An 11,821-nucleotide genomic window follows, 5' to 3' on the forward strand; every position below is an offset into this window, starting at 1 on the left:
GCGACGAGATCCCCGACCAGCCACGATCCGGCCTGACCGGCGAGGAGCGACCCCACAGTGGGACCCACAGTGCACAGCCCGCAGGAGCCCGGCCTCCCGGCGCCCGCCCCGTCCGAGGCGGCGGCGGTGAGCAACGTCGGGCGGCTGGCCGCCACCATCGACCGGCTGCGCCGGCAGATCCAGGAGGCCCAGCGCGCCGCCGAGGGCCGCGCGCTCATCGAGGTGGCCAAGGGCATCCTCATCGAGCGGCTGCAGTGCGGCCTGGCGGGGGCCGCGCAGCAGCTCGAACTCCTCGCCGAGCAGGCCGGGGTGAGCCAGCTCGAACTGGCCGCCGACATCATCAACCAGGCCGCCCAGGACCGCATCAGCGAGGCCACGCGCGAGTTCCTGGACTCCGCCCGCGCCGCCGACGAGGCGGACGAGGCGGCCGAGGCGGCCGACGTCGCCGTGCGGCTGCGCTCGGCCGAGAACGGCATGGTGGAGGCCCCGGACGCGCAGGCCGTGGCCGTCTCGCTGCTGGAGCACGCGCTGAAGCCGCTCGGCGCGACGAACGTCGCCGTCTGGACGGTCGGCTCCGACGGCTCGCTCACCCTGGCCGCCAGCGCCGGCTTCAGCGCCGTCGAGGCCGGCCGGTGGCGCTACGTCCCGCCCGGCGTCAACACGCCCGCCCGCAGCGCGCTCCTCGAGCGCCGGGCCGTGTGGGTCCGCGCGCTCGACGAGGTCGGGCTGCCGTCGATCGGGATGACGCTCACGCCCGACGGCGGCCGGGTGGCCGTGCCCGCCGGCACCGGCGGCCGGATCATGGGCGTGCTGGAGATCGGCTGGCCCGGCCCGGTCGGCCCGCAGCCGCCGCAGGTGCACAAGCAGGTCGAGGCCCTGGCCGAGCTCTGCTCCCACGTCCTCGAACGGCCCGTCGAGCCGGGCGGCGGCGCCGGGCAGGCGGAGCTGATCGGCCTCGCCGAGGCGCTGCCGGACGCCGCGCTCGTGCTGCAGCCGCACCTCGACGCCGACGGCCGGCTCACCGACTTCCGCATCACCCACGCCAACCCGCACTTCGTGGACCCGGCGGGCCGGCCCAAGGGCGCGGTGGCCGGGTCGCTGCTGCTGGAGGCGTACCCGCTGGCGGCCCACGAGGGCGGCCTGTTCTCCGTCGTCGAGAACGTGCACGCCACCGGCGAGCCGTTCAAGGCGGAGAACATGACGCTCACCGCGCTCGTGGACGACGTGCCGCTGCCGAGCCTCGCCAGCGTCAGCATCACCCGGCACGGCGACGGCGTGCTGCTCATCTGGCGGCTCCAGGACGAGGCCACCCGCCTGGCGAGCCTGCTCCAGCACGCCCAGCGGCTCGGCCGCATCGGCGGGTTCGAGGAGAACACGCTGTCGGGCGAGATCACCTGGAACCGGCAGCTCCGCGACCTGTACGGGATGAAGCCCGGCGAGCCGCCCATCCCGCTCGAACGGCTGGCCGACCACGCCCACCCCGACGACGCCGTGCTCATCGGCCGCTTCCTGCGGACGCTGACGCACCACCGGCGGCCCGCCACGACCGCGTTCCGGCTGCAGCGCTCCGACGGCATGGCCCGGCACATCCGGGTGGTGGCCGAGCCCGTGCTGTCGCCCGACGGGCGGCTGCTCGCGGTGCGGGGGGCGTACCAGGACGTGTCCTCCCAGCACTGGACGGAGGTGGCGCTGGCCGCCACCCGCGACCAGCTCGCCCACACCGAGCAGCAGGCCGCCGAGCGCAACCGGCTGGCGCTCCAGCTCCAGCAGGCGATCATGCCGCCCTCCCGCGGCCCGATGGAGGCGTTCGACCTCAACATCGCCGTCCGCTACCGCCCCGCGGAGAAGGAGCACCTGGTCGGCGGCGACTGGTACGACGCCGTGGTGCTCCCGTCCAAGCAGATCCTGCTGTCCGTCGGCGACGTGGCCGGGCACGGCATCGAGGCGGCCACCGGCATGGTCGTCCTGCGCAACGCGCTGCGCGGCCTCGCCGCGACCGGCGCCGGCCCCGGCCAGCTCCTGACCTGGCTCAACATGGTGGCCCACCACCTGACCGACAACGTCACCGCCACCGCCGTCTGCGGCCTGTACGACCCGGAGACCGGTGTGCTGCGCTGGGCGCGGGGCGGGCACCTGCCGCCCATCCTGATCCGCGGCGAGGAGGTGGCCGAGCTCGACCTCATCGGCGGCGTCCTGCTGGGGGCGCTGTCGGAGGTCACGTACGAGGAGAGCCGGGTCCAGCTCATGCCCGGCGACACCCTCCTCATGTACACCGACGGGCTGATCGAGCGGCGCGACCGCGCCCTGCACCACTCCCAGCAGCAGCTCCTCCAGACCGCCGGCCATCCGACGGCCTCCCTGGAGCACCGCCTCGACCACCTGCTGACCCACAGCAACTCCGACACCGACGACGACACCTGCCTGGTCGGCATCCAGCTCGTCGCGCCCGGCACCTCCTGACTCCGTCGCCTCGCGGGAAGGCGCGACCGGGCCGTTATGACGGTTCGCGCATGGGTGGGCATTGATCGGGTAGGCCGGGCGCTATGTCCGTTTCGCGTTACGAAGGCCTGCTGCTCGCCGGGCGCTACCGGCTCCAGGCCGAGCTGGGCCGCGGCGGCATGGGCCGGGTCTGGCGCGGCCACGACGAACTGCTCGACCGCCCGGTCGCGGTCAAGGAGGTCACCCTCGACCAGCGGCCGCCGTCCGAACGCGAGGCGCTGCTCGGGCGCACCATGAGCGAGGCCCGCCTCGCCGCGCGGCTGAGCCACCCGCACGTCGCCACCGTCTACGACGTGGTCGTGGCCGACGAGCGGCCGTGGATCGTGCTCCAGCTCGTCCCGGCCCCCACCCTGGCCGGCGTGCTCGCCGAGCGCGGGCCGCTGCCGCCCGCCGCCGTCGCCGCGCTCGGCCTTCAGGTGCTGGACGCCCTGGAGGCCGCGCACGCCGCCGGGATCGTGCACCGGGACGTCAAGCCCGCCAACATCCTCCTCGACTCCGGCGGGAGTCACGCCGTACTGACCGACTTCGGCCTGGCCACCAGCATGGAGCAGCCGGTCGAGCTCACGGAGGCGGGCTTCGTGGTGGGGACGCCCGCGTACATCGCCCCCGAACGGGCGCGCGGCGGGCCGCCGACGGCCGAGGCGGACCTGTGGTCGCTGGGCGTGACGCTGTACACGGCGGTGGAGGGGCGCTCGCCGTTCGAGCAGGGGAACGCGCTGGCCACGATCAGCGCCGTGCTCACCGCCGCACCGGCGCCGTTCGAGCAGGCCGGGCCCCTGGCGCCGCTGCTCATGGGACTCCTGGAGAAGGACCCGGAGCGGCGCTGGGCGCCCGCCGCCGCCCGCCGCCACCTCCGCCGCGTCGCCACCGCGGACCCCTGCCCCCCGCCCGCGGCCCCCGCCCGGCCCCGGCCGGGGCTCCGCCCCCGCCCGGCCACCCCCGCCCCTCGAACCCAGAGCCTCCCCCTCTCAGCCCCCCAGACCGGAGCCTTCGCGCCGGTCCCCTCCTCCCTCCCCGGGACGGGAAGCATCGCGCCCGCTTCGTCCGGCGCGGGGACGGAAGGGGGCGCGCCCGCGTCCTCCCTCGGGGCGGGAGGCGCCGGGAGCGGGGCGCTGGAGGCGCTGGGGCGGTGGCTCGGGAACGGGCAGATGCGGCAGGTGGCCGGGCTGGCGGCACTGATCGTGACCGTGCTCGCCGTCACGGGCTGGCCCGTCGGCGGCGCGGAGACGGGCGGCGTCGGCGCCGAGCAACGGGTCGAGGCGGCCCTGCCGGGACAGCCGAGCACTCCGGGGCAGCCTGCCGTGCCGGGGCAGCCGAGCACTCCGGGGCAGCCGGTCGTGCCGGGACAGCCGGAGACGCCCGGACAGCCGGAGACGCCCGGACAGCCCGTGACCCCTGGGCAGCCGGACACCCGGGGGGAGCCGGGCGCTCCCGAGCAGCCCGGCACTCCCTGGCGGCCGGGCACGCAGGGGGAGGTCGCGGCCGACCTGCGGGTACGGTCCGTCGCCGTCGAGCGGACCGGGACCGGCGCCAGAAGGGACACCGGCAGGAGCACGAAGGAGAGCACCGGGAAGCACGCCACCGGCCCTTCGCCCGGTCAGGACGCCCGGGGCAGGCACGCCGCCCCCTTCGTCCCGCCGGGCCAGGCCAGGAAGGCCCTCGCCGGCGGCTCCGAGTCCGCGCGGGACAACGTCCCCGGGAAGGCCCTCGCCAAGGGCCACGACTGACGCGCGCCACCGGCGCAGGTTCGGTCCATGTCCCCTCGGCGGAGGCAACATGTGCTCCCAAAGTGAGGTCGAGCACCTGCCGCTCAAGGAACATACGAGGCATGGACACCACAAAGGGCAACTGCTCGTGCGGCCACGGCTCGTCCTGCTCATGCTCCTCAGACTGCTCCTGCGGCTGCAACTCCTGACGGCCGGCGAGCCGGCCGGCTGAAGAGATCCACGACCCACCCACCTTCGAGAGCGCCGGGCCGCGGCACGTGACGAGCGCCGCGGCCCCGGCCCGACGCAGGGACGCCGGGGGAGCGCTCAGAGCGGGAGGGTCGCCTCCACCCGCGTGCCCGTCCCTGGTGAGGTGATGAGGCAGGTGCCGCCGAGTTCGGCGGCCCGCTCGCGCATCGAGGCGAAGCCCACGCCGGAGCGCCGTACGGCGGGCAGCCCCTTGCCGTCGTCGCGCACCCGTACGACGAGCGTCTTCGCCGAGCGGGCGAGCGTCACGGTGACGTGCCGGGCGGCGGCGTGCTTGCGCGCGTTCGTGAGCGCCTCCTGCGCGATCCGGTACGCGGCCACCTCCACCGCCGCGGGCAGGTCGCCGGTCTCGCCCTCGACCACGACCTCCACGGGAGGCCCGGGTTCGGCGGCGAGCGTGCGCACCGCGCCGGCCAGGCCCAGGTCGTCGAGAGTGGGCGGGCGCAGCCCGTACACGAGCTCGCGGACCTCCTGGCTGACCGCGTCCATGCCGCTGCGCAGGTCCAGCAGCAGCGCGTCGGCGGCGCTGGGCGCCTCGTGCAGGCTGAGCCGGGCGATGGAGAGCGACATCGCCATGTTGGTCAGCGCCATGCCGAGCCCGTCGTGCAGGTCGCGGCGGAGCCTGCGGCGTTCCTCCTCGCGGGCGGTCAGGATGCGCTCTCTGGAACGTTGCAGGTCGGCGGCCATCAGCACGGCGTGCGCCACGTCCGCGACGTAGGGGACGGCCACCGCGACCAGCCGTTCGGTGTAGGCGGCGGAGAAGCGGCGCGGCCCCGGCGGGCCGATGAGCATGCGGCCGACGGGTTCGCCGTGCCACACGAGCGGCACCACCCGCGGCTTCGCGCCGGCCACGCCCAGCTCCACGCGCATGCCGGCCCGGCCGGGCTCGCCCGCGGCCCCGGCGGGCCGGTCGGCGGGCGGCCCGCCGACCTCGACGACGACGCCGGTCACGCCGAGCCCGTCGCGCACCACGGACGTGACGGCGGCCAGCGCGTTCGACGGCTCCCTGGCGCCCACCTCGATGGCCAGCCGCCGGGCCAGCACCTCGGGGCGGCCGTGCCGGCCGTACAGCATGACGTCGGTCATCCGGCGCAGCCGGGCGCGCAGCGGCTGGAACAGCGCGCCCGCCGCGAGCGTGGCGGCCAGCCCGGCGAGCTGGTCGTAGCCCGACAGCAGCAGCCCGGCCAGGGCGCTGACGCCGAAGTAGACCGCGCCGACGGTGACGACGAGGCCGGTCGCGACGACGGTGCGGCTGATGACGGTGTCGATGCCGTACAGGCGGTGGCGCAGCACCGCGAAGGCGATCGCCACCGGGATGAGCGCCGTCCAGACCGTCGCGAGCGCCCAGTAGTCCGGTCCGAGCAGCACGAACGCGGTGTAGACGACGAACGCCGACAGCGGCCAGGCGATCTGCCGCCGCCCGGCGGGCGCCGCCCGCCGCATGCGTCCGACCAGCGACAGCACCCCGAGCACCACGCAGCCGTTGATCACCAGCGTGAGCCCGGCCTGAAGGTCGGCGTTGTAGGGGGCCAGGGCCTCGACGGCGAGCGGGTTGGGGACGACCTCGGGATAGCGGTTCGTGAGCGGCGCGGGCCGCACGGCGTTGCGCACGCCCTCGGCGAGGTTCGCCGCCACGCTCAGGACCGCCACCGCCAGCCAGCGCCGCGACGGCAGCCGGTCGTCGGGGGAGAGCAGCGGCAGCAGGGACGCCAGCGTGCACGCGGCCACCGTCCAGCCCGCCACGGCCACGACGCGCAGCCAGCCGGCGCTCTCCAGGTCGCCGCCGGCGGCCGAGGCGTTCTGCAGCCCGACGGCCATGATGGCGACCGAGGAGCCGAGCCCGCCTGCGCACATCAGCCAGGCCAGCCGCAGCCGCGGCCGGTGCCGGATCAGGAACGCCCCGGTCAGCGGGAACGCCAGCCCCGCCGCGTGGTCCGGCACGAACGGCGGCCACGGCGCCCACTCCCGAGGCACCGACAGCTGCACGGCCGCGCCGGCGACGGTCAGGGTCACCGCGAGCGCGGCCAGCGCCGCGGACGCCCACCGCGCCCGGCCGGCCCACCGCCCGTCGCCGCCCCACCGCGCCCCGCCCGCCTTCGAGCCCGCCCCCGAAGCGGCCAGCGTGTCCGTCACCGCGCCCGTCCTGTCTCCCTGGGGAAGCCGCACGTCATCCCCGGTCTTGCCGGCCACCATGGTACGACGCCGCAGATCGGGACGATCTACCGTGTTCTCGGCCGGGGATTCGCTGGTTACACTCCAGTCCGGAGCCCAGCCGCCCCCACCGGGGCGGACGCTCCGCTCGTCACCCGCCGGGGAGGGTCCGTTCTCTTCGGCATGCCTTGGCGCCGGGTGACGCGACGCCTCCGCGAGCGGGCAGGACGAGGTCCACGCAGCCCCTCGACGAGGAGGTTCTCGTGTCATCCAGCGCCCTGTTACCCCGTGCGCGCAGGCTCGCCGCGGTCGCCGCGGGCCTGAGCGCCGTCCTGGCCCTGAGCCCGGCGGCGCTCGCCACCCCCGAGCCGTCACCGTCGCCGGCGGGGAAGTGGACGGCCATCCCGCTGACCGGCGCCGAACTGGTGGACGGCGCCAAGTCCCCGTCCGGCAAGCTCGCCAAGAGCGATCCCGCCCTGCTCCGCGCCACCTCCACCAAGCCCGTCAACGTCGTCGTCAAGCTCGACTACGACTCCCTCGCCGCCTACCGCGGCGGCCTGCCCGGCCTGCCCGGCACCAGCCCCGCCGTCACCGGCAAGGCCCTGGACACCGGGAGCGCCGACGCCCGCAGGTACACCGGGCACATCCAGAAGGTCGAGGACGCCTTCCTCGCCGAGCTGGCCGCGAAGGTGCCCGGCGCGGCCGTCGGCCAGCGCATCAGGACCGTGTACGGCGGCATCGCGCTGCGCATCCCCGGCGACAAGGCCGACGAGGTGCTGAAGCTGCCCGGCGTCGCCGCCGTCCAGGAGGACAGGCTGGAGAAACTGCTCACCGACTCCAGCCCGGCCTTCATCGGCGCCGACGCCGTCTACCCGAAGCTCGGCGGCAGCGACACGGCCGGCAAGGGCGTGATCGTGGGCGTCCTGGACAGCGGCGCCTGGCCCGAGCACCCGTCCTTCGCCTCCCGGCCGGGCCTGCCCGCCCCGCCGCCCACCAAGGACGGCGCGCCGCGCGCGTGCGACTTCGGCGACAACCCGCTGACGCCCGCGAACGACCCGTTCACCTGCACCAACAAGCTCATCGGCGGGCAGGCGTTCCTGGAGACGTACAACGAGGTCATCGGCGGGGACGTCTACCCCGACAGCGCCCGCGACTCCAACGGCCACGGCACCCACACCGCCTCCACGTCGGCCGGGGGTCCGGTGGCCGACGCCACCCCGCTCGGCATCAGCCGCGGCCCGATCAACGGCATCGCGCCCGGTGCGGCCGTGTCGGTCTACAAGGTGTGCGGCGCGGAGGGCTGCTTCCAGTCCGACTCGGCGCAGGCGGTCGCGCGGGCCGTCCTGGACGGCGTCCGGGTGATCAACTTCTCCATCTCCGGCGGCAGCGACCCCTACAGCGACCCGGTCGAGCTGGCCTTCCTCGACGCGTACGCGGCCGGCGTGCTCGTCTCGGCCTCGGCCGGCAACTCCGGGCCCGGCGCCAACACCACCGACCACCGCAGTCCGTGGGTCACCACGGTCGCCGCGTCCACGCAGGGCCGTACGTTCCAGTCGACGCTCACGCTGAGCGGCGGCGGCGGCGCGACGGCCACGGTCAAGGGCGCCTCCATCACCGCGGGGCTGTCCTCGCCGCTGCCCGTGGTGCTCGCCTCGGCGCCGCCGTACTCGCGGCCGCTGTGCGACGCGCCCGCGCCCGCCGGGCTGTTCACCGGCAAGATCGTCGCCTGTGAGCGCGGCCCCAACCGGGTGCTGAAGGGCTTCAACGTCAAGCAGGGCGGCGCGGCCGGGATGATCCTCTACAACAGCTTCCCGTTCGACGTCTTCACCGACGCCCACTGGCTCCCGTCGGTGCACCTCGACAAGCCGGAGGCGGACACGCTGCTCGCCTTCCTGTCCGCCCACCCTGGCGCCACCGCCTCCTTCACCCAGGGCACGAAGACGCCCTGGCAGGGCGACCGGATGACGTACTTCTCCTCGCGCGGTCCCGGCGGCGACTTCCTCAAGCCGGACGTGACCGCGCCGGGCCTGCACATCGTGGCCGGCATGACCCCGACGCCGGAGTCACCGCTCGAAGGGCCGCCCGGCAACACCTTCCAGGTCATCTCGGGCACCTCGATGTCGGCCCCGCACGTGGCCGGCGCGGCGGCGCTCGTCTTCGCCCTGCACCCCGACTGGACGCCCGGCCAGGTCAAGTCGGCGCTGGAGACCACCGGCAAGACGTCGGTCACCAAGCCGGACGGGACCACCCCGGCCGACCCGTTCGACATGGGCGGCGGGCGCATCGACCTGACCAAGGCCGGCGACCCCGGCCTGACCCTGGACGAGAGCGCCGCGAACTTCGCCGCCTCCGCGACCGACCCCGGCGGCCGCATCGACCTCAACCTGCCGTCGGTGAACGCCCCCGTCATGCCGGGCGTCATCACCGTCAAGCGCACCGTCAAGAACGTCACGAACAAGACGCTCGTCTTCACCGCCACCGGCCGGGCGGTCAGCGGCGCGGCCGTCGCCGTCGTGCCGCCGCTCGTCACCGTCGCGCCGGGCAAGAGCGCCAAGCTCAGCGTGGTGATCACCGCGCCCGACCTGCCCGACGGGCAGTACTTCGGGCAGGTGGACCTCAAGCAGGTCGGCGGCTCGCGCGCGCTGCACCTGCCGGTGGCGTTCTACCGCCAGGAGGGCGTCGTCCCGGTCGAGCAGACCTGCGCGCCGGCGACCATCGCCAGGAACACCGGCGAGTCCACCTGCACCGTCACCGTTCAGAACAACAGCCTGGAGGCCGCCGAGGTCACCGCGCTGAGCACGCTCGACGCGCGGCTGCGGCTGAACAGCGTGACCGGGGCCACGAAGGTCGGCACCCAGATCGCCACCGCCAAGGCGACGCTCGCCGCCCGGCAGCCCGACCGGCCGGCGATCGCGCCCGGCGCGGGCCCCGCCGGGTACATCCCGCTCGACATCTTCGGCGTCGCCCCGATCGCGATCGGTGACGAGCAGGCGGTCAACCTCAACGTGCCGGCGTTCGCGTTCGCCGGCCAGACCTACAACAGGATCGGCGTGGTCTCCAACGGCTACACCGTCGCGGGCGGCACGAACGGCTCGGACGACATCGCGTTCCAGCCGCAGACACTGCCCGACCCGGCGCGGCCGAACGCCGTGCTCGCCCCCTACTGGACCGACCTCGACGGCACCGGCGCCCCCGGCGTCTACGCGACCATCCTGACGGACGGCGTCAGCCGGTGGGTGGTCGTCGAGTGGCGGGTGAACCTGTACGGCACCGGCGACCTCAAGGTCTTCCAGCAGTGGATCGGCGTGAACGGCGCCGAGGACATCAGCTACGCCTACGACCCCGGCAACCTGCCGGGCGCGCCGCCCGCCGGGGCGGGGCTGACCGTGGGCGCCGAGAACGCCGACGGCACCGCCGGCAGCCAGATCACCGGGCCGCCGACCGAGGACCTCGTCGTGACCAGCACGCCGGGCGCGCCCGGCGGGACGCTGACCTACTCGATGAAGATCAAGGGCGTCAGCGCCGGGGCCGGCAAGGTGACCACGGCCACCTCGACGCCGCAGGTCAAGGGCATCACCGTGGAGGTGGACACGATCAACGTCCAGTGACCGGACCGGGCCGCGGGCGTCCACCGCCCGCGGCCCGCGCCGCTCGTTCCCGCGAAGAGGTTGCGGCGCCTCCCCGCCTGTGTCTGAATGACGACGGAGAGCTTTTCCTGGCGTACGGGAGGAGCCATGGGGCGTGAGCCATTGAGTCACGGCGAGCGGGCCAGGACGGCCGCCGCCGACGCCCGGCGGGCCGCGGAGGCCCGCGCGCTGATCCAGGACCGGCTGTCCCGCATGAGGGCGGGCGCGTACGAGCCGGGGGAGCAGCCGCTCCCGCTGCCCGGCCACGACCCCGGCGAGGCCGCCCGCCGCCTGTGGTCGGCCGCCCTGCGCAGGTCGGAGGCCATGCTGAAGCTGGCCGCCGCCCACGAGCGCTGCGCGGTCCTCCGGGAGCGGCTGGCCGGCCGCGCGGGCCGGGACGACGGGCCCGACCTCCGGCTCGCCCGGTGGCACCGCCGCCTGGCCGGCCGCCTGCGCCTGCTCGCCGCGGGCGACCCATCGAGGGCTCGGCGCTAGGCTGGGCACGACGGAGCGCGAGGGCGCGGAAGGGGGTTCCCGTGGGCCGGTCCGACACGCCGCGCGTCACGATCCACGAGGTGGCCCGGCGCGCCGGCGTCTCCCACCAGACCGTCTCCCGCTACTTCCGGCACAACGAGGGGCTGAAGCCGGAGACCCGCAGGAAGATCGACGAGGTCGTCCAGGAGCTCAACTACCGGCCCAACCTCGTCGCCCGGTCCATGCGCACCCGCCGCACCAACCGGCTGGCGATCACCCTGCCCGCCTCCGCCTACCTGTGGCCGGTGCGCCTGCTCGGCGCCGCCTCGGCCGCCGCGCACGCCGAGGGCTTCCAGCTGGAGGTGGTGAGCGTCGAGGGCGACGCCAGGGCGAGGGCCGAGCGGGTCCTGGAGCTGGCGGCGTCGGGGCAGGTCGAGGGCATCCTGTCGCTGTCGCCGCTGGACCTCGACCCGGCGGGCGCGCCGGTCCCGGTGGTCGTCACCGGCGACTACGACGACAACCTGCGCGGCGTCAACGAGCTGGCCGACGCCTCCCCGGTCGCCGAGATCATCGACCACCTCGCGGGGCTCGGGCACCGGGTCTTCCTGCACATCGCGGGATCGCAGAGCTTCGCCTCCGCCCGCAACCGCAGGCGCGTCTACGAGCAGACCGTCGAGAGCCGCGGGCTGACCTCCTACGGCGTCGCCGACGGCGACTGGAGCGCGCGCTCCGGCCACGACGCCGTGCGCGCCCTGCCCGACGACTGCGGCGTGACCGCGATCGTGGCCGCCAACGACCACGTCGCCATGGGGGCCGTGCGGGCCGCGCTCGCCCGCGGCTGGCGGGTCCCCGGCGACGTCAGCGTCTTCGGCTGGGACGACGAGGAGCTGGGCCGCTTCGCCACCCCGTCGCTGTCCACGGTGGCGGTCGACCGCGAGGTCCAGGGGCGCGAGGCGGTGGCCAGGCTGGTCGCGGAGGTGCGCGGCGAGCCTGCCCCCGAGCCCGCCGCGCGCTCGCTCAACCGCGTCATCATCCGCGAGTCCTCCGGCCCCCCACCCCGCTAGGCCCACTCGGGCAGGCCGGTCCTGGAGGGTCTCC

7 protein-coding genes are annotated in these 11,821 nt (G+C 75.3%); 6 read left to right on the top strand and 1 reads right to left on the bottom strand.

Features of this window, described 5'->3' with window-relative positions:
* Positions 1-57: 57 nt before the first annotated feature.
* The 3 genes from Nocox_RS12385 to Nocox_RS12395 all read left to right on the top strand — a co-directional run bounded on the left by Nocox_RS12385 (position 58) and on the right by Nocox_RS12395 (position 4,437).
* Entirely contained in the window at positions 58-2,460 is a 2,403-nt protein-coding gene (locus Nocox_RS12385) for a SpoIIE family protein phosphatase (protein ID WP_157383349.1), read from the top strand.
* 83 nt (positions 2,461-2,543) lie between these two features.
* Complete coding sequence (locus Nocox_RS12390; protein ID WP_051112705.1) at positions 2,544-4,226, top strand: serine/threonine-protein kinase; 1,683 nt, start codon at positions 2,544-2,546, stop codon at positions 4,224-4,226.
* 49 nt (positions 4,227-4,275) lie between these two features.
* On the top strand, positions 4,276-4,437 hold the full coding sequence (locus tag Nocox_RS12395) for a hypothetical protein (RefSeq protein ID WP_219495606.1): 162 nt from the start codon (positions 4,276-4,278) through the stop codon (positions 4,435-4,437).
* Between the two features lie 95 nt (positions 4,438-4,532).
* Here the strand turns inward: Nocox_RS12395 and Nocox_RS12400 are convergent, their stop codons facing one another.
* Positions 4,533-6,605 (bottom strand): sensor histidine kinase, encoded by a 2,073-nt coding sequence (locus tag Nocox_RS12400; RefSeq protein ID WP_246649777.1) that lies wholly within the window; start codon positions 6,603-6,605, stop codon positions 4,533-4,535.
* A 281-nt stretch (positions 6,606-6,886) separates the two neighbouring features.
* Here Nocox_RS12400 and Nocox_RS12405 point away from each other — a divergent pair, with 281 nt between their 5' ends.
* From Nocox_RS12405 to Nocox_RS12415, 3 genes are all read left to right on the top strand, one after another.
* Positions 6,887-10,231: a S8 family serine peptidase gene (locus tag Nocox_RS12405; RefSeq protein WP_020546045.1), complete on the top strand. Its 3,345-nt coding sequence runs from the start codon at positions 6,887-6,889 to the stop codon at positions 10,229-10,231.
* A 126-nt stretch (positions 10,232-10,357) separates the two neighbouring features.
* On the top strand, positions 10,358-10,744 hold the full coding sequence (locus Nocox_RS12410; RefSeq protein WP_157383350.1) for a hypothetical protein: 387 nt from the start codon (positions 10,358-10,360) through the stop codon (positions 10,742-10,744).
* Between the two features lie 41 nt (positions 10,745-10,785).
* Positions 10,786-11,787: a LacI family DNA-binding transcriptional regulator gene (locus Nocox_RS12415; protein ID WP_020546047.1), complete on the top strand. Its 1,002-nt coding sequence runs from the start codon at positions 10,786-10,788 to the stop codon at positions 11,785-11,787.
* The last annotated feature ends 34 nt before the right edge of the window (positions 11,788-11,821 follow it).

It is taken from the genome of Nonomuraea coxensis DSM 45129 (assembly GCF_019397265.1).
In the GTDB taxonomy this organism is placed as follows: domain Bacteria; phylum Actinomycetota; class Actinomycetes; order Streptosporangiales; family Streptosporangiaceae; genus Nonomuraea; species Nonomuraea coxensis.